The 18,102-nt window shown below is 61.3% G+C and carries 20 protein-coding genes and 1 other RNA gene; 13 read left to right on the top strand and 8 right to left on the bottom strand.

The features are described 5' to 3' along the window. Positions 1–4: 4 nt before the first annotated feature. Positions 5–1,198 (top strand): methionine gamma-lyase, encoded by a 1,194-nt coding sequence (locus CKW35_RS12750; protein ID WP_016488988.1) that lies wholly within the window; start codon positions 5–7, stop codon positions 1,196–1,198. A gap of 93 nt (positions 1,199–1,291) precedes the next feature. Here the strand turns inward: CKW35_RS12750 and CKW35_RS12745 are convergent, their stop codons facing one another. Next, a complete protein-coding gene (locus CKW35_RS12745) occupies positions 1,292–1,729 on the bottom strand; it encodes a YhcB family protein (RefSeq protein WP_016488987.1) in 438 nt (145 codons plus the stop codon). 135 nt (positions 1,730–1,864) lie between these two features. On the opposite strand from CKW35_RS12745, the gene CKW35_RS12740 reads away from it, so the two are divergent. The 3 genes from CKW35_RS12740 to zapE all read left to right on the top strand — a co-directional run bounded on the left by CKW35_RS12740 (position 1,865) and on the right by zapE (position 5,054). Next, positions 1,865–2,500, top strand: coding sequence for an alpha/beta hydrolase (locus CKW35_RS12740; RefSeq protein ID WP_095116050.1), 636 nt, complete (start codon positions 1,865–1,867; stop codon positions 2,498–2,500). A 25-nt stretch (positions 2,501–2,525) separates the two neighbouring features. Further along, a complete protein-coding gene (locus CKW35_RS12735) occupies positions 2,526–3,875 on the top strand; it encodes a tryptophan--tRNA ligase (protein ID WP_070086391.1) in 1,350 nt (449 codons plus the stop codon). 84 nt (positions 3,876–3,959) lie between these two features. Next, on the top strand, positions 3,960–5,054 hold the full coding sequence (gene zapE / locus CKW35_RS12730) for a cell division protein ZapE (RefSeq protein ID WP_016488984.1): 1,095 nt from the start codon (positions 3,960–3,962) through the stop codon (positions 5,052–5,054). Positions 5,055–5,180: 126 nt separating this feature from the next. Here zapE and CKW35_RS12725 read toward each other — a convergent pair whose 3' ends face one another. After that, entirely contained in the window at positions 5,181–6,101 is a 921-nt protein-coding gene (locus tag CKW35_RS12725; RefSeq protein ID WP_172455912.1) for a GlxA family transcriptional regulator, read from the bottom strand. 189 nt (positions 6,102–6,290) lie between these two features. Beyond that, a complete protein-coding gene (locus CKW35_RS12720) occupies positions 6,291–7,331 on the bottom strand; it encodes an NADP(H)-dependent aldo-keto reductase (RefSeq protein WP_016488982.1) in 1,041 nt (346 codons plus the stop codon). Between the two features lie 258 nt (positions 7,332–7,589). Between CKW35_RS12720 and rplM the strand changes: the two genes are divergently transcribed. The 7 genes from rplM (at position 7,590) to CKW35_RS12685 (ending at position 12,451) form a co-directional block, all read left to right on the top strand. Next, positions 7,590–8,018, top strand: coding sequence for a 50S ribosomal protein L13 (gene rplM, locus CKW35_RS12715; RefSeq protein ID WP_003260798.1), 429 nt, complete (start codon positions 7,590–7,592; stop codon positions 8,016–8,018). A gap of 14 nt (positions 8,019–8,032) precedes the next feature. Next, positions 8,033–8,425 (top strand): 30S ribosomal protein S9, encoded by a 393-nt coding sequence (gene rpsI, locus CKW35_RS12710; protein ID WP_003260797.1) that lies wholly within the window; start codon positions 8,033–8,035, stop codon positions 8,423–8,425. Between the two features lie 262 nt (positions 8,426–8,687). Next, positions 8,688–9,281 (top strand): ubiquinol-cytochrome c reductase iron-sulfur subunit, encoded by a 594-nt coding sequence (petA, locus tag CKW35_RS12705; protein WP_016488981.1) that lies wholly within the window; start codon positions 8,688–8,690, stop codon positions 9,279–9,281. Beyond that, on the top strand, positions 9,281–10,492 hold the full coding sequence (locus CKW35_RS12700) for a cytochrome bc complex cytochrome b subunit (protein WP_024717460.1): 1,212 nt from the start codon (positions 9,281–9,283) through the stop codon (positions 10,490–10,492). Before petA ends, CKW35_RS12700 begins: the two co-directional genes overlap by 1 nt. After that, a complete protein-coding gene (locus CKW35_RS12695) occupies positions 10,492–11,271 on the top strand; it encodes a cytochrome c1 (protein ID WP_016488979.1) in 780 nt (259 codons plus the stop codon). Before CKW35_RS12700 ends, CKW35_RS12695 begins: the two co-directional genes overlap by 1 nt. A gap of 117 nt (positions 11,272–11,388) precedes the next feature. Next, complete coding sequence (locus CKW35_RS12690; protein WP_016488978.1) at positions 11,389–12,012, top strand: glutathione S-transferase N-terminal domain-containing protein; 624 nt, start codon at positions 11,389–11,391, stop codon at positions 12,010–12,012. A 10-nt stretch (positions 12,013–12,022) separates the two neighbouring features. Further along, positions 12,023–12,451, top strand: a complete 429-nt coding sequence (locus CKW35_RS12685; protein ID WP_060517470.1) for a ClpXP protease specificity-enhancing factor — start codon at positions 12,023–12,025, stop codon at positions 12,449–12,451. A 51-nt stretch (positions 12,452–12,502) separates the two neighbouring features. On the opposite strand, the gene CKW35_RS12680 is transcribed toward CKW35_RS12685, so the two are convergent. The 5 genes from CKW35_RS12680 to CKW35_RS12660 all read right to left on the bottom strand — a co-directional run bounded on the left by CKW35_RS12680 (position 12,503) and on the right by CKW35_RS12660 (position 16,326). After that, on the bottom strand, positions 12,503–12,721 hold the full coding sequence (locus CKW35_RS12680; protein ID WP_016488976.1) for a YgdI/YgdR family lipoprotein: 219 nt from the start codon (positions 12,719–12,721) through the stop codon (positions 12,503–12,505). A 161-nt stretch (positions 12,722–12,882) separates the two neighbouring features. Further along, entirely contained in the window at positions 12,883–13,461 is a 579-nt protein-coding gene (locus tag CKW35_RS12675; protein ID WP_095116048.1) for a BON domain-containing protein, read from the bottom strand. Further along, the gene (locus CKW35_RS12670) at positions 13,458–14,051 is read right to left on the bottom strand and encodes a phosphoheptose isomerase (protein ID WP_012274070.1); all 594 of its coding nucleotides are present in this window, start codon (positions 14,049–14,051) and stop codon (positions 13,458–13,460) included. The genes CKW35_RS12675 and CKW35_RS12670 overlap by 4 nt, the downstream gene beginning before the upstream one ends. 86 nt (positions 14,052–14,137) lie before the next feature. Beyond that, positions 14,138–14,509, bottom strand: coding sequence for a YraN family protein (locus tag CKW35_RS12665; protein ID WP_016488974.1), 372 nt, complete (start codon positions 14,507–14,509; stop codon positions 14,138–14,140). Next, positions 14,509–16,326, bottom strand: a complete 1,818-nt coding sequence (locus CKW35_RS12660) for a penicillin-binding protein activator (RefSeq protein WP_016488973.1) — start codon at positions 16,324–16,326, stop codon at positions 14,509–14,511. Before CKW35_RS12660 ends, CKW35_RS12665 begins: the two co-directional genes overlap by 1 nt. Positions 16,327–16,512: 186 nt before the next feature. Here CKW35_RS12660 and rsmI point away from each other — a divergent pair, with 186 nt between their 5' ends. Both rsmI and rnpB read left to right on the top strand, forming a co-directional pair. Continuing rightward, entirely contained in the window at positions 16,513–17,388 is an 876-nt protein-coding gene (gene rsmI, locus CKW35_RS12655) for a 16S rRNA (cytidine(1402)-2'-O)-methyltransferase (protein WP_016488972.1), read from the top strand. A 67-nt stretch (positions 17,389–17,455) separates the two neighbouring features. Beyond that, positions 17,456–17,831, top strand: an RNA gene (gene rnpB / locus CKW35_RS12650) — RNase P RNA component class A. Positions 17,832–18,102: the final 271 nt, after the last annotated feature.

Genomic DNA, 18,102 nt, shown 5'->3' with positions numbered 1-18,102 from the left:
TGCCATGCGCGACTCCCATAACAACACCGGTTTTTCCACGCGGGCCATTCACCATGGCTACGACCCGCTTTCCCACGGAGGCGCCCTGGTGCCGCCGGTGTACCAGACCGCTACCTATGCCTTCCCCACTGTTGAATACGGCGCTGCTTGCTTCGCCGGGGAAGAGGCAGGGCACTTCTACAGCCGCATCTCCAATCCCACCTTGGCCTTGCTTGAGCAACGCATGGCCTCGTTGGAGGGCGGTGAGGCGGGATTGGCGCTGGCGTCGGGTATGGGCGCCATTACCTCGACCATCTGGACCCTGTTGCGCCCCGGTGATGAACTGATCGTCGGGCGCACCCTGTATGGCTGTACCTTCGCGTTTCTGCACCATGGGATTGGCGAGTTCGGAGTCAAGATTCACCATGTCGACCTCAATGACGCCAAGGCCCTCAAAGCGGCGATCAACAGTAAAACGCGGATGATCTACTTCGAAACGCCGGCCAACCCCAATATGCAACTGGTCGACATCGCAGCGGTGGTCGAGGCTGTACATGGGAGAGACGTGCTTGTGGTAGTCGACAACACCTACTGCACGCCGTACCTGCAGCGGCCACTGGAGCTGGGGGCGGACCTGGTGGTGCATTCGGCGACCAAGTACCTCAGCGGCCATGGCGATATCACCGCCGGCCTGGTGGTGGGGCGCAAGGCGTTGGTCGACCGCATTCGCCTGGAAGGGCTGAAAGACATGACCGGGGCAGTCTTGTCGCCCCATGACGCTGCGTTATTGATGCGCGGTATCAAGACCTTGGCGCTGCGCATGGACCGGCATTGCGCCAATGCCCTGGAGGTGGCGAAGTTCCTGGCCCGGCAGCCCCAGGTGGAACTGATTCACTATCCGGGCTTGCCGTCGTTTGCCCAGTACGACCTGGCACGGCGGCAGATGCGTTTGCCGGGCGGGATGATTGCCTTTGAGCTCAAGGGCGGTATCGAGGCCGGGCGGCGCTTCATGAATGCCCTGCAGCTATTTGCGCGGGCGGTGAGCCTGGGGGATGCCGAGTCGCTGGCGCAGCACCCGGCGAGCATGACGCACTCCAGTTACACGCCCCAGGAGCGCGCCCATCACGGGATATCGGAGGGGCTGGTGAGATTGTCGGTTGGGCTGGAGGATGTGGAGGATCTGCTGCTGGATATCGAGGAGGCGCTGGGGCATCTGTAGAAGCGGCCTTGTGCCGCGAAAAGGGCGCGCAGCGGCAAGAACACGGCATCCACAAAAAAGGCCTCTTGCGAGGCCTTTTACAGGTTCAGTGGATCAACGCTTGAGTCCGTAGCTCTCGTCCAGCATGCCCGGCGAGTTCGGCGCTTTTGGCGCATAGTCGCGCGGCACTTCGGCGGTGTCTTTCGGTGGGGTCAGGCGGTCACGCGGGCCTTGCGGCGCTTCGGAATGCAGGGCAGCCAGCAGGCGCTGGCGAGTGACTTCATCAAGGGCCAGGCTGTTGGCGCCTTCAGCCAGGTGATCCTGTACGTCCTGGTAGCTCTGGGTCAGTTTCTTGACCAGCATGGCAGTGCTGTTGAAGTGGGTGACCACTTCGTTCTGGTAGCTGTCGAAGCGCTTCTGGATGTCATCCAGTTGGCGCTGGGTGTTGCTGGGTGCTGCGTTGGGCAGCAGGCGGGCAACAATGAAACCGACCGCCACGCCAATGACCAGGGCCAGGGTTGGCAACAACCAAACAAGGAGCGAGAGTTCCACGAGTCCTTCCTCTATAAACGGCTTTGCTTTACGTTAACGGCTCAGACCTGCGCTGTATACCGCGAGCGATCGCAAATCAGAACAGAATTTCACACCTAGACGAATCGACCCTTCCCGAGGTCACGGAGTAGTGCCTTGCTTGTCCGCGAAACCCCCTTGATCATCGATGGCCCCGCCGGCCAGCTGGAAGCCTTGTACCTGGACGTGGCTGACGCCCGTGGCGCGGTGCTGATCTGCCACCCCAACCCGGTCCAGGGCGGCACCATGCTCAACAAGGTGGTCTCGACCCTGCAACGCACCGCCCGTGATGCCGGTTACGCGACCCTGCGTTTCAACTACCGTGGCGTCGGCCAGAGCGCCGGCAGCCATGACATGGGGGCCGGCGAAGTGGCCGATGCCGAGGCCGCGGCAGCCTGGCTGCGTAGCTCGCACCCAGAGTTGCCGCTGGTGTTGATGGGCTTTTCGTTCGGTGGTTTCGTTGCCACCAGCCTGGCCGGGCGACTTGAAACTGCAGGCGTCGAGTTGCAGCACCTGTTCATGATCGCCCCGGCGGTCATGCGCCTGACCGCCGAATTCCCGCTGCCGCAGCGCTGCCCGGTGACCGTGGTGCAGCCGGACGCCGACGAAGTCGTCGCACCGCAGCTGGTTTACGATTGGTCCGACAGCCTGACGCGCCCCCATGAGCTGCTGAAAGTGGCAGAATGCGGACACTTCTTCCATGGCAAGCTGACCGATCTGAAGGATCTGCTGCTGCCGCGCCTTTCGAACTGAGCCAAGCCTGAATAAGCGAACACCCATGACCACGCGCATTCTTACCGGTATCACTACCACCGGCACTCCGCACCTGGGCAACTACGCCGGCGCCATTCGCCCTGCGATCCGTGCCAGCCAGCAGCCCGGTGTCGACTCGTTCTACTTCCTGGCCGACTACCACGCCCTGATCAAATGCGATGACCCGCTGCGCATCCAGCGTTCACGCCTGGAAATCGCCGCCACCTGGCTGGCCGGTGGCCTTGACCCGGACAAAGTGACTTTCTATCGCCAGTCCGACATCCCGGAAATTCCCGAACTGACCTGGCTGCTGACCTGCGTTGCCGCCAAGGGCCTGCTCAACCGCGCGCATGCCTACAAGGCCTCGGTGGACAAGAACGTCGAAAATGGGGAGGACCCGGACGCCGGCGTGACCATGGGCCTGTTCAGCTACCCGGTGCTGATGGCCGCGGACATCCTCATGTTCAACGCCAACAAGGTGCCGGTCGGCCGTGACCAGATCCAGCACGTGGAAATGGCCCGCGACATCGGCCAACGCTTCAACCACCTGTTCGGCCAGGGCCAGGACTTCTTCGCCCTGCCAGAGGCGGTGATCGAGGAAACCGTGGCCACGCTGCCAGGCCTGGACGGGCGCAAGATGTCCAAGAGCTACGACAACACCATCCCGTTGTTCACCAGCGCCAAGGACATGAAAGACGCCATCTCGCGCATCGTGACTGACTCGCGCGCGCCGGGTGAAGCGAAAGACCCGGACAACTCGCACCTGTTCACCCTGTACCAGGCCTTCTCGACGCCGGAGCAATGCGCCGGGTTCCGCGAAGAGCTGTTGCAGGGCCTGGGCTGGGGTGATGCCAAGCAGCGCCTGTTCCAGTTGCTGGATGGCCAACTGGCGGAAAAACGCGAGTACTACCACCAACTGATCGCCCGCCCGGCGGACCTGGAAGACATCCTGCTGGCCGGTGCCGCCAAGGCCCGCAAGATTGCCACGCCGTTCCTCGAGCAACTGCGCGAAGCCGTTGGCCTGCGTTCGTTCCGCAGCAGCGTGCAGGCCACCACCGAGGTGAAGAAGAAGTCAGCCAAGAGCGCGCGCTTCGTCAGCTTCCGTGACGAAGACGGCAGCTTCCGTTTCCGCCTGTTGGCCGCTGACGGTGAGCAACTGCTGCTGTCGCGCAGCTTCGCTGACGGCAAGAGTGCTGGCGCCGTGAGCAAGCAGCTGCAGCAGGGTGGCGAGGCCGATGTACGGGTAGAAGGCCTGAGCTTCGGCCTGTGGCTCAATGGCGAGCAGGTCGCCGACGGGCCGCAGTTCGACAGCGCGCAAGCCCGTGATGCCGCCATTCAGAGCCTGCGTGATGCCCTGGCACCACAGCAGGACTGAGGCATATTGACGCAAGTCTGATTGCCATTAAGCGGGCCTGTCGCTACAGTGACGGCCCGTTTTTTGTTGCCTCGCTAACGAATTATGACTCCCTTAGAACGCTATCAAGCAGATCTGAAACGTCCCGACTTCTTCCATGACGCGGCGCAGGAAACTGCGGTGCGTCACTTGCAGCGCCTGTACGACGACCTGGTACAAGCGCAGAACAACAAGCCGGGCATGTTCGGCAAACTGTTCGGCAAGAAGGAGCAGACCCCGGTCAAGGGCCTGTATTTCTGGGGTGGGGTAGGGCGAGGCAAGACCTACCTGGTCGATACCTTCTACGAAGCGCTGCCGTTCAAGCAGAAGATGCGTACGCACTTCCACCGCTTCATGAAGCGTGTGCACGAGGAAATGAAAACCCTCAAGGGCGAGAAGAACCCGCTGACCATCATCGCCAAGCGCTTCAGCGAAGAAGCCCGGGTGATCTGTTTCGACGAATTCTTCGTGTCGGACATTACCGATGCGATGATCCTCGGCACTCTGATGGAAGAGCTGTTCAAAAATGGTGTGTCGCTGGTGGCCACTTCCAACATCGTGCCAGACGGCCTTTACAAGGACGGCCTGCAGCGTGCGCGCTTCTTGCCGGCCATCGCCATGATCAAGCAGTACACCGACGTGGTGAACGTGGATAGCGGGGTCGACTACCGCCTGCGCCACCTGGAGCAGGCCGAACTGTTCCACTTCCCACTCAATGACGCGGCGCACCAGAGCATGCGCGCCAGCTTCAAGGCGCTCACCCCTGAGTGCACGCAGGCGATCGAGAACGACGTGCTGATGATCGAGAACCGTCCGATCAATGCCCTGCGCACCTGTGACGATGTCGCCTGGTTCGACTTCCGCGCCCTTTGCGATGGGCCGCGCAGCCAGAACGACTACATCGAACTGGGCAAGATCTTCCACGCCGTGCTGCTGAGCAATGTGGAGCAGATGGGTGTTGCCACCGACGACATCGCCCGCCGCTTCATCAACATGGTGGACGAATTCTACGACCGCAACGTCAAGCTGATCATCTCGGCCGAGGTGGAGCTGAAAGACCTGTACACCGGCGGGCGCCTGAGCTTCGAGTTCCAGCGTACCCTGAGCCGGTTGCTGGAGATGCAGTCGCACGAATTCCTGTCGCGCGCACACAAGCCGTAAGATTTTTGGGGCCGCTTTGCGGCCCATTCGCGACGCAAGGCCGCTGCCACATTGATCGGCGCACGCTGGGCATTTGTGGGAGCGGCCTTGTGCCGCGAATGGGCTGCAAAGCAGCCCCGCAAGGCCTCAAGCCTCTTGCATGAACTGCTGCCGATACTGGTTCGGCGACAGCTCGGTGTGCTGGCGGAACAGCCGCGCAAAGAAACTGGCATCGTCATAACCGACCTCGTAGCTGATGGTCTTGATGCTCTTGCGTGTGCTCGACAGTAACCCCTTGGCGGTCTCGATCCGCAGCCGTTGCAGGTAGTGCAGCGGCTTGTCACCCGTTGCGCCCTGGAAGCGGCGCATGAAATTGCGGATGCTCATGCCGTGGTTGCGGGCAACGTCCTCGAAGCGGAACTTGTCGGCGAAGTGCTCCTCCAGCCAATGCTGAATCTGCAGGATGATCAGGTCCTGGTGCAGCTTCTGCCCGCCAAAGCCCATGCGCCCCGGGGTGTAGTTGCGCTGCACTTCGTAAAGAATGTCGCGCGACACGGCGCGGGCCACGTTGGCACCGCAGAAGCGCTCGATCAGGTAGATGTACAGGTCGCAGGCCGACGTGGCCCCGCCGGCGCAATAGATATTGTCGGCGTCGGTCAGGTGCTTGTCCTGATTCAACCGGATCTTCGGGAAGCGCTCGGCAAAGCTGTTGAAGAAGCGCCAGTAGGTAGTCGCCTCCTTGCCATCGAGCAGGCCGGACTCGGCCAGCCAGAACACGCCACTGGCCTCGGCGCACAGCACCGCGCCGCGGGCATGCTGTTCACGCAGCCATGGGAGCACCTGTGGATAACGTTGCAGCAGGTTGTCGAAGTCGTCCCAGTAGGCCGGGAGAATGATGACGTCGGCGTCGTCCAGGCCACCGTCGACCGGAAGCTGCACATTGCTGAAGCTGTCCACCGGCTGGCCGTCGGGGCTCACCAGGCAGATCTCGAACATGGGCTGCAAGCCCAGGCCTAGCTGCTTGCTGTAACGCAGGCTGGCGAGGTGAAAGAAATCCTTGGCCTGCATCAAGGTCGAAGCAAACACCTTGTCAATGGCCAGGATGCTGACGCGCCGCAGCGACGCGGAGGGTTGGGTAAACATCATTGTCATTGTTCTTATAGGGTAGAGTGGTCAATCACCGGCTGGATCGTCTTATTTTTTGGCGATTGTGTCTACCCCGTGTAGCGGCGGGGCTGCAATGCAGCCCCTTTCAGCTCAAGGCGCCGGGTTCGGCTGCGCCTGGTGTATGGCTTCGATCGCTGCCAGCAACTCATCGCTCAGGCTCAGCTCAAGGCTCGCCAGGTTGCTGTCCAGCTGTTGCAGGCTGGTCGCGCCAATGATGTTGCTGGTCACGAACGGTTGCCGGGTGACGAACGCCAGGGCCATCTGCGCCGGGTCCAGGCCGTGCTCGCGGGCCAGCTGCACATAGCGGCTGCAGGCTGCGACGGTCTGCGGGTTGGAGTATCGGGCAAAGCGGCTGAACAGGGTCAGGCGCGCGTTGTCCGGCCGTGCGCCGTTCTCGTACTTGCCCGAGAGCATGCCGAAGGCCAGCGGCGAATAGGCCAGCAGGCCGCACTGCTCACGGATTGCCACCTCTGCCAGGCCCACCTCGAAGCTGCGGTTGAGCAGGTTGTACGGGTTCTGGATCGACACCGCCCGCGGCCAGCCCCGGCTATCGGCCAGTTGCAAGAATTTCATGGTGCCCCACGGCGTTTCGTTGGACAGGCCGATGTGACGGATCTTGCCCGCCCGTACCTGCTCGTCGAGTACCTCGAGGGTTTCTTCCAGCGGGGTGAAGTGGTCCTGTGGCAGGTGCTGGTAGCCCAGCTTGCCGAAGAAGTTGGTGCTGCGTTCCGGCCAGTGCAGCTGGTACAGGTCGATACGGTCGGTCTGCAGGCGCTTCAGGCTCTCCTCCAGCGCCGCCACGATGTGCTGGCGGTTGTGCTTGAGCTGGCCGTCGCGAATGTGGCTGATGCCGTTGCCGGGGCCTGCCACCTTGCTGGCCAGCACCCAGTCGTCGCGATCACCGTTGTCGCGGAACCAGTTGCCGATGATGCGCTCGGTAGCCGCGTAGGTTTCCGGGCGCGGCGGCACCGGATACATCTCGGCGGTGTCGATGAAGTTGATCCCGGCGGCCTTGGCCCGGGCAATCTGTTCGAAGGCTTCGGCCTGAACGTTCTGTTCGCCCCAGGTCATGGTGCCCAGGCACAGGGCGCTGACATTGAGGTCGGTACGGCCGAGCTGACGGTATTCCATCGGTTAGACACTCCTTGGCAATAGATGCCCATCAAAGCAGGTTGAAATTTTTCTCGCAATCTGGATAATTCAGCCCCTCTCCGCGTGGCGGAAGTGATGCACCATCACGCAGGAAGAACCCCGTCGAACATTGGCGTGCCCGACCCGAGCCCCCAAAAGCGTCTGTGTTCGGCTGCGCGCTTGCCCTTGGCAAGCTGTGCACTATCCAGTAAGATTCGCCGTCTATTTTTCGCTGGGCGGCCTCTGAGGCTTTAGAGAATGAAAACTTTTACTGCTAAACCGGAAACAGTAAAGCGCGAGTGGTTCGTAGTCGACGCCGCTGGCCAGACCCTGGGTCGTCTGGCTACCGAAATCGCTAGCCGTCTGCGTGGCAAACACAAACCAGAATACACCCCTCACGTTGACACCGGCGACTACATCGTCGTTATCAACGCCGAGCAGGTTCGTGTGACAGGTGCCAAGTCTTCCGACAAAATGTACTACTCCCACTCCGGCTTCCCGGGCGGTATCAAGGAAATCAACTTCGAGAAGTTGATCGCCAAGGCCCCTGAGCGTGTTATCGAAACCGCGGTCAAAGGCATGCTGCCTAAGAACCCGCTGGGTCGCGACATGTACCGCAAGCTGAAAGTGTACGCGGGTGCTGCTCACCCACACACTGCTCAGCAGCCTCAAGAACTGAAGATCTAACGGGATAGTTCATTATGTCGGCGACTCAAAATTACGGCACTGGCCGTCGCAAGACCGCAACCGCTCGCGTATTCCTGCGTCCGGGTACTGGTAACATTTCCATCAACAACCGTTCTCTGGACGTGTTCTTCGGTCGCGAAACCGCTCGCATGGTTGTTCGCCAGCCACTCGAGCTGACCGAAACCGTTGAGAAATTCGACATCTACGTCACCGTTTCCGGTGGTGGTGTCAGCGGTCAAGCCGGTGCGATCCGTCACGGTATCACCCGCGCTCTGATGGAATACGACGAAACCCTGCGTGGCGCTCTGCGTCGTGCTGGCTACGTCACCCGCGACGCTCGTGAAGTTGAGCGTAAGAAAGTGGGTCTGCGTAAAGCGCGTAAGCGTCCTCAGTACTCCAAGCGTTAATACCGCTTCGGCAGTCGAAAAAAGCCCGGTTCCTTGGAACCGGGCTTTTTTTTTGGCTTGAACTAACCTGTCAGCATGTCAGTGGCCGCTTGTCGCATAGACGCAGATCAAGCAAAGCGCGGGTTGTGGCCCTTGCTTGGGTAATCACCTTGTCAGTGTGTGGTTTTGTTTCTTACCATGGCTGCCAAATTTTAGTGCCATTGACACAACCTAAGTACGAGCCTGGTTCAACAGGCCAAGCAAGCTGATGGGAGAGGACTGAATGAGCAATGACGGCGTCAACGCAGGCCGGCGCCGCTTCCTCGTAGCCGCGACATCCGTGGTCGGGGCAGCGGGAGCAGTGGGGGCTGCGGTACCGTTCGTGGGGTCATGGTTTCCCAGTGCCAAGGCGAAAGCCGCGGGTGCACCGGTGAAGGTCAATATTGCCAAGGTCGAGGCCGGGCAGCAGATGGTGGCTGAGTGGCGTGGCCAGCCGGTGTTCATCGTGCGCCGAACGGAAGAAATCCTTGGCAACCTGAAAAAAATTACGGGTGACCTGTCTGATCCAGAGTCCAAGGCTTCGGTGCAGCCGACCTACGTCGACCCTGAGGTTCGCTCGATCAAGCCGGAAATCCTCATTCTCGTCGGCCTGTGCACGCACCTGGGCTGCTCGCCCACCTTCCGCCCGGAAGTTGCGCCTGCTGACCTTGGTCCGAAATGGGTGGGTGGCTATTTCTGCCCGTGCCACGGCTCCCACTACGACCTGGCCGGCCGTGTCTACAAGTCGCAGCCGGCACCTCTCAACCTGCCAGTGCCGCCGCACTCTTACGAGTCGGACGATATCATCGTCATCGGCGTCGACCAGGAGAACGCATGATGAGCAAGTTCATGGACTGGATTGATGCTCGCTTCCCCGCCACAAAAATGTGGGAAGACCACCTGAGCAAGTATTACGCGCCCAAGAACTTCAACTTCCTGTACTTCTTCGGCTCCCTGGCATTGCTGGTACTGGTCAACCAGATCGTCACCGGTGTGTGGCTGACCATGAGCTTCACGCCCTCGGCGGAAGAGGCGTTCGCTTCGGTCGAGTACATCATGCGTGACGTGGAATACGGCTGGATCCTGCGCTACCTGCACTCCACCGGTGCGTCGGCGTTCTTCATCGTGGTCTACCTGCACATGTTCCGCGGCCTGCTCTACGGCTCCTACCAGAAGCCACGCGAGCTGGTCTGGCTGTTTGGCATGCTGATCTACCTTGCGCTGATGGCGGAAGCCTTCATGGGTTACCTGCTGCCGTGGGGCCAGATGTCGTACTGGGGTGCCCAGGTAATCATCTCCCTGTTCGGCGCCATCCCGGTGATCGGTGACGACCTCACCCAGTGGATCCGCGGTGACTACCTGATTTCGGGCATCACCCTGAACCGCTTCTTCGCCCTGCATGTGGTCGCCCTGCCCATCGTGATTCTCGGCCTGGTGGTGCTGCACATTCTTGCTCTGCACGAAGTGGGTTCGAACAACCCCGATGGTGTCGACATCAAGAAGAAAAAGGACGAAAACGGCATTCCGCTGGACGGTATCCCGTTCCACCCTTACTACACCGTCAAGGATATCGTTGGCGTGGTGGTGTTCCTCTTCGTGTTCTGCGCTGTGGTGTTCTTCTTCCCGGAGATGGGTGGTTACTTCCTGGAAAAACCGAACTTCGAGCAGGCCAACGCCTTCAAGACGCCCGAGCACATCGCGCCGGTGTGGTACTTCACACCGTTCTACGCGATCTTGCGCGCGGTGCCTGACAAGCTGATGGGCGTGATCGCCATGGGGGCGGCCATCGCTGTGCTGTTCGTGCTGCCCTGGCTTGACCGCAGCCCGGTACGTTCCATGCGTTACAAGGGCTGGATCAGCAAGCTCTTCCTGCTGGTGTTCTGCGTGGCCTTCGTCATCCTCGGCGTGCTGGGCGTGCTGGCGCCGACACCTGGGCGTACCTTGCTGTCGCAGGTGTGCACGGTGTTGTACTTCGCCTACTTCCTGCTGATGCCGTTCTACACAAGGCTCGAGAAGACCAAACCGGTTCCGGAAAGGGTGACTGGCTGATGAAAAAGTTGATTGCAGTATTTTTGCTGGCAGTGATGCCTGCCTTTTCCTTCGCTGCCGAACATGGCTTGGAGCTGGACAAGGTCGATATCGACCTGACCGACAAGGCGGCCATGCAGGACGGTGCGCGCACCTTTGCCAACTATTGCATGGGTTGCCACAGTGCCAAGTTCCAGCGTTACGAGCGGGTGGCTGATGACCTGGGCATCCCTCACGAGCTGATGCTCGAGAAGCTGGTGTTCACCGGCGCCAAAATCGGTGACCACATGCAGATCGGCATGAAGCCCAGCGACGCAAAGACCTGGTTCGGCGCTGCGCCACCCGACCTGACCCTGGTCGCCCGTGTGCGGGGTACCGACTGGCTGTACAGCTACCTGCGCAGCTTCTACGAAGACCCGTCGCGCCCTTACGGGGTGAACAACAAGGTGTTCCCGAACGTGGGCATGCCTAACGTGCTGGTTGGCCTGCAGGGTAACCAGGTGGTTGGCTGCAAGCAGGTGCAGACCGTGGTCGATGGCAAGAAGCAATTTGACCCGTTGACCGGCAGCCCGATCACCCATGAAGCCTGTGACCAGCTGACCATTACGCCGAATTCCGGTACCCTGACGACCGAGCAGTTCGACGAGAAGGTCAAGAACCTGGTGACCTTCCTGGCCTATTCGGCCAACCCGGTCAAACTGGAAAGCCAGCGCATTGGTACCTACGTGTTGCTGTACCTGGCTTTCTTCTTCGTATTCGCCTACTTGCTCAAGCGTGAATACTGGAAGGACGTGCACTGATCACGCAGTAGTTTCTGGTTGTTGAACGCGCCCGGGGCGCCCTGGCAGTTTTGCCAGGGTACCCCGGGCGCGTTTTCATTTACAGTTGCACAAGCATCCCGTGCGAGGAGCCGCTACATGGGCGCAACCAACAGGTTAGCCTGCTATTCCGATCCCGCTGATCATTATTCTCATCGGGTACGCCTTGTGCTGGCCGAGAAGGGTGTCAGCGTCCAGGTCATCGATGTCGACCCCAGTCGCCTGCCGGCCAGGCTGGCCGAGGTGAACCCTTACGGCAGTGTGCCGACCCTGGTCGACCGTGACCTGGCGTTGTATGAGTCGACCGTGGTGATGGAATACCTCGAGGAGCGTTACCCGCACCCACCGCTGATGCCGGTGTACCCGGTTGCGCGGGGTAACAGCCGTTTGCTGATGCACCGCATCCAGCGCGACTGGTGTGCCTTGGCCGACACCGTGCTGGACGCGCGCAGCACCGAGGCCGCCCGTGCCGAGGCACGCAAGGCCCTGCGCGAAAGCCTGACCGGTGTTTCACCATTGTTCGGTGAGTACGCCTGTTTCATGAGTGAGGAGCAAAGCCTGGTCGATTGCTGTCTATTGCCCATACTCTGGCGTTTGCCGGTGTTGGGTATCGAATTGCCGCGGCAAGCCAAGCCGCTGCTGGATTACATGGAGCGGCAGTTCGCTCGCGAGCCTTTCCTGGCGAGCCTGTCCTCTGTAGAACGTGAAATGCGCAAGCTTTAAGGAGCTGTTGATGAACTCCAGTCGCCCCTATCTGGTTCGAGCACTGTATGAGTGGATCGTCGACAACGATTGCACGCCCCACATGCTGGTCAATGCCGAATACCCGAAAGTCCAGGTGCCGGATGGTTTCGCCAGTGATGGTCAGATCGTCTTGAATATCTCGCCAAGTGCCGTGCGCAGCATGCACATGGATAACGACGCAGTCAGCTTCGAGGGCCGCTTCAGTGGCGTGGCCCATTCGCTGTTCGTGCCGGTTGGCGCCATCCTGGGCATCTATGCCCGTGAAAATGGCCAAGGCATGGTCTTCGAGCTGGAGTCGCCGATGGATGGCGACGAGCTGGAAGAGGATGATGTGCAGCCGGACGACGATGGCCCGCCGGAAGGGGGTGGCCAGCCGCCGCGCCCAAGTGGTCGGCCAAGCCTGAAAGTGGTCAAGTAACAAAAAAGGCGATCCAACTGGATCGCCTTTTTCTTTGCCGCCAACTTCGGGTTACAGGTCGCTGATAGTGCGTACCTGGTCCTTGTTGATGCGGGTGCGCTTGCCATCGAGTTGCTGGAACTCGTAGAAGCCTGCATCGCGGTCGTACTTCGGTGCGTCGACAGCCTGGATTTCACGGCCATCGTTGAGGGTGATCAGGCTTGGCGTGGAGCAGCCGGCCAGGGTGGCGAAGGTGCCGATCAGCAGGGCAGGCAGCAGAAGCTTTTTCATGCGGTGTTTCCTGGGTTTCTGAAAGGTGGGGCATTGTTGTTGCTTGTACTGGCCCTTTCGCGGGTAAAACCGCTCCCACAGGAATGCACAAGGCTTGAAAGCTGTGAGATCCCTGTGGGCGCGGGTTCACCCGCGAAGAGGCCGGTGCAGGCAGCAATGAATCAGTCGATGTACTCGAACAGCTTGACGATCTTCTGCACACCCGACACGCTCTGTACCACGGCGGTGGCCGAATTGGCCTCCTGTTGGGTCACCAGGCCGAGCAGATAGACGATACCGTTTTCGGTAATCACCTTGATGCGCGAGCTTGGCACGGCGCTGTCACCCAGCATCTGGGTCTTGATCTTGGTGGTCAGCCAGGCGTCGTTGTTGCGTGCCAGGATGGAGGAGGGTTGCATCACCTGCAGTTCGTTGTGCACTTTCTTGACGCGCTGTACCTGGCTGGCGGTTTGCTCGGCGAGGCTCTTGAGGTCGGCGCGTGGGGTCTGGCCGGCCAGCAGGACGATGCCGTTGTAGCTGCTGACAACAATGTGCGAGCCCTTGTCCAGGTCAGGGCTGGCCTTGGAAATGTTCACCGAGGCCTTGGTTTCGATCAGCGAGTCGTCGATCTTGCTGCCAATGGTGCGCGTACCGCGATCGTCTTCGATCGGCGAATTGCGCGTAGAAGTAAGTACCGAGCTGCAACCGGTGACGCTCAGGCACAGAGTCAGGGCCATCAGGCCGAGGCGCATAGGGGTCATTCTTCACTCCCGAACAGTTGGCTGTCGATCAGATCGCACAGGCAGTGGATCGCCAGCAGGTGGACTTCCTGGATGCGTGCGGTAACCGTCGAAGGTACGCGGATTTCCACGTCTTCGGGCAGCAGCAGCGAAGCCATGCCGCCGCCGTCGCGGCCGGTCAATGCTACGACAATCATTTCGCGGTCATGTGCGGCCTGGATCGCCTGGATGACGTTGGCCGAATTGCCGCTGGTGGAGATTGCCAGCAGAACGTCGCCGGGCTGGCCCAGGGCGCGAATCTGCTTGGAAAAGACTTCGTTGTAGCTGTAGTCGTTGGCGATCGAGGTCAGGGTCGAGCTGTCGGTGGTCAGCGCGATGGCTGGCAGGCTCGGGCGCTCGCGCTCGAAACGGTTGAGCAGTTCCGACGAAAAGTGCTGGGCATCACCGGCCGAGCCGCCGTTGCCACAGGCGAGCATCTTGCCCTCGTTGAGCAGCGCATTGACCATGACCAGGCTGGCCTGCTCGATGTGCGGTGCCAGGATGTCCATTGCCTGTTGCTTGGTATCGATGCTGGCCTGGAACAGCCGGCGAATTCGGGATTGCATGTCCATCTGGTGACCTTAAGTGGGGCGGTGGCCTTTGCGACGCGCAACAACGACCAGCCCGCGAAACATAGAGCAAAAAAAACGAAGTGGGTTCAGCATTCGAAGGCGTTTTTCAGCCATTGAAGCGGCCTGCCTGCATGGTGGCTGCCCTGCAGGGCGACTACGTCGAAGCGGCAGGGGTGGTTGCCCCAGTGGGGCGCCTTCTGCAGGTACCGGCTGGCGGCGAGCACCAACCGTTTCTGCTTGCGCCCGTCGATGCTGGCGAGGGCGCCACCGAAGCACGCGTGCAACCGGTAGCGGACTTCGACGAATACTACTGTATCGGCGTCAAGCATGACCAGATCAAGCTCACCGCCTTTGCATCGCCAGTTACGCGCCAGCAGCTGCAGGCCCTGCCCTTGAAGGTACTCAAGGGCTTGGGTTTCTGCTGCTTGCCCGGCGCTTGTGGGCGACGCTGTTGGCATCAGCGCGCGGTGTCAGGCAGGCGCTTGACCTGGCCGCCGGCAAACTCGGCCCATGGCAGCTGGCGCTCGATACGCTGGTTGGCGTTGATGCTCAGGCTGCCCGAAAGGCCCTGGACACGGTTGTCCGGCAGCGCTTTCAGCTGGCCCAGGCGCGGCGCCAGGCTGTAGGCATCGACGCCCATGGCATACAGGCGGCCAAGGCTGCCAGCGGCCTGCGGCCACTGCTGTACCACTTGCTGGCGCAGGCTGTTGCTGGTGTCGAGCAGCCACGGCGTTTCGCAGAAGCGGATGCCGTTCATGTCATTGTACTGGTTGACGTCGCCGCTGGCGCTGTACAGGTTCGAGGTGGCATAGACCGGGACGTCACCGGCGTACTGGAAGTTCAGGGTCGGCTTGATCTGCTGGGCCTGTTGCGGGGTCGAGGCCAGGAAGATGAAATCGATATCCTGGCGGCGCGACGGTTGTGCGGCGATGCTGCCGCCTACCGTGCTTTGCAGGCTCTTGGCGCGGCCTTCGCTCTGGCGCAGCTGGAACAGGTCGGCGATCTGTTGGGCGAGGGCAACCGGCTGGGCAATGCGCTCGGCAGCGAGCAGGGTGCCGCCATTGCCTTCCCAGTCCTGGCGGAAGGCGGCCAGCACGCGGTCACCCCATTCGCCACTCGGCACCAGGGCCACGGCGCGGACCATGCCGTCGGCGCGAGCGCGGCGGGCGACTTCGCGTGCTTCATCTTCGGCAGCCAGGCCGAACTGGAACAGTTGCGGCGGGGCCTTCTGGCCGGCGTCGGCGTAGTTCAGGGCCAGTGTGGTGATCGGCAGTTGCGGTTTGGCGGCCAGTTGTTTGACCAGTGGCTTTTCAAGCGGGCCGATGACCAGTTGCACGCCGGCGGCCTGGGCCTGGCGATAGAAATCGTCTAGCGAGCCGATGCGCGAGCTGTCGAACACTTGCACCGCAGGCGCTGGCTGGCCAGCTTGCTGGGCCTGGAAGTGGGCGGCCATGAAACCGTCACGCAGGGCGCGGGCAACACCGGCAAGCGGGCCTTCCTGGGGCAGCAGCAGGGCGATCTTGGTCAGTGGCTGGCTGGCCAGCTCCTTGAGCTTGGTCAGCGCCAGCGGCAGTTGCTGGGCGGCAGGGTGGCCTGGGTGCTGTTTGACCCAGGTATCGATGGCCGCTTGCTGCTGCTCCAGGGTGCCGGCGCTCTTCACGGCGAAGGCGAGGCTGGTCCAGCCGGCCAGGGTCTGGTCGTTGGCTGGCTGCTGCAGTTGCTCTGCCGGCAACGAGGCGACCAGTGCCCAGATGGCGTCATTGTTGGCGCTGGCAGCCTGGCCGCTGAGCAGCGGGGCCAGCAGCACGCGCTGTTGCGCGGCAGCCAGGGTCTGGCCGTCGGCTTCAAGGGCGGCGGCGTGCACATTGTAAGTGCGCGCTTGCTGCTCCGCCGGCAGCTCGGCTACACGTTGCAGGCTGGGGTGAGCCAGGGCAGTCAGGGCCGCCTTGGGCTGGTTTCGGCTCATGGCCAGCTCGGCCGCGAGGGTGCTGGCGAACACTTGCTGGGCCGGCTTGAGTGTGTCCAGCGGGACTTGCTCAAGAATGCGTGCGGCGCGTGGGAAGTCCTTCTGCTTGTAGGCCAGGTCGGCCGCGCTCAGGCGCAGCAGGGCGGCATCTTCCGCTGACTTGCTGGAAGCGGCTTTTTCGAGCAGTTGCTCGATGCTGGCATCCGGGGTGCGTGGCAGTTCGCCCAGGCTGGATGAGGGCGAGCTGGCGCAGGCTGCCAGCAGGGCAGCGAGGCAGAGGGCTGTGAGCAGCCGCAGGCAAGCGATCATGTAAAGGTCCTGTTACTCGATCAAGTTGGCCGGCAATTGTACCCAAGCACTGGCCGGGGCGCGATGTTGCTGTGCTGATCCTTCACTATAGGTGGCCTGCCGCCGATCGCTGGCGAAGTTCTTTGCGCCCTGTTGCAGGCGCTCGGGCTACAATGGCGCCTTTGATCCGAATGACAGGTGTGCGCAGTGACTGATGTGGCAGGGGCTTCGAAATCCACGGTGGGGACGCTGTATGTGGTGGCAACCCCCATCGGCAACCTCGACGACATGAGCGCCCGGGCGCTGAAGGTGCTGGCGGATGTGGCGCTGATCGCCGCCGAAGACACCCGCCATTCGATCCGCCTGCTGCAACACTTTGGCATCGACACACCGCTGGCGGCCTGTCATGAACACAATGAGCGTGATGAGGGCGGGCGTTTTCTCACCAAGCTGCTGGCTGGCGAGAACGTGGCACTGGTTTCCGATGCCGGCACGCCGCTGATTTCCGACCCGGGCTACCACTTGGTACGCCAGGCGCGGGCTGCGGGGGTGAGCGTGGTGCCGGTGCCGGGCGCCTGCGCCTTGATCGCCGCACTGTCGGCGGCCGGCCTGCCGTCGGACCGCTTCATCTTCGAAGGCTTCCTGCCGGCCAAGCAGGCCGGGCGCCGGGCGCGCCTCGAGCAGGTGAAGGAAGAGCCGCGTACGCTGATTTTCTATGAGGCCCCGCACCGTATCCTCGAATGCCTCGAAGACATGGAGCTGGTTTTTGGTGGCGAACGCCCGGCACTGCTGGCGCGCGAGCTGACCAAGACCTTCGAGACCCTGAAGGGCCTGCCGCTGGCCGAGCTGCGCGCGTTCGTTGCCGGCGACAGCAACCAGCAGCGCGGTGAGTGCGTGGTACTGGTTGGCGGCTGGAGCGCGCCGGAGGGCGAGCAGGCCATCAGTACCGAGGCCCAGCGAGTACTCGACCTGCTGTTGGCCGAGCTGCCACTGAAGCGGGCTGCGGCGCTGGCGGCGGAAATTACCGGTGTGCGCAAGAACCTGTTGTATCAACTTGCGCTGGAAAAGCAGAAAACCGAATAGTGGCAGTTTGATATAATTGCCGGTATTGCTTGTTCTTGTGCGCGCGTGCCGGTAACCTTGGCGGCGGAGAGTCGATCGGACAGTCGCTGCCTGTTTTTGTTCCGCAACTTTTTGTTGTGTGAGCAGCAGGGGGAGGAAAGTCCGGGCTCCATAGGGCAGAGTGCCAGGTAACGCCTGGGAGGCGCGAGCCTACGGAAAGTGCCACAGAAAATAACCGCCTAAGCACTTCGGTGCCGGTAAGGGTGAAAAGGTGCGGTAAGAGCGCACCGCACGTCTGGCAACAGTTCGTGGCTAGGTAAACCCCACTCGGAGCAAGACCAAATAGGGTTCCATCAGGCGTGGCCCGCGTCGGAACCGGGTAGGTTGCTAGAGGCGTCCAGTGATGGCCGTCGTAGAGGAATGACTGTCCTCGACAAAACCCGGCTTACAGATCGACTCTCCACCTTTTCCTCCCCTGCTTGATTCGATAGCAGATCCTCTCTGGTAATACCGAAAAAATCTTACTCTTGATAAATCACTTTAAGTTCGAACTCCATTTGCTTGCGTGGGTTTGATTTTTCTCGTGTTTTCTCTTCCTCGGTAGTGCTTCCACATTCCCTTATCGCGCTAAATCTCGGTCCTGTAAGGCTTTTCCTTATGAACGCGCCTTGACGGTGCTGCGGGCGGATTCCTATAGTGTGCGCAAGTGGCAGAAAGTGGGATGAAGTGGGTTTT

Source organism: Pseudomonas sp. Irchel 3F3 (assembly GCF_900187545.1).
Lineage (GTDB): Bacteria > Pseudomonadota > Gammaproteobacteria > Pseudomonadales > Pseudomonadaceae > Aquipseudomonas > Aquipseudomonas fortuita.
This window is presented reverse-complemented; position numbering and strand designations above follow the sequence as displayed.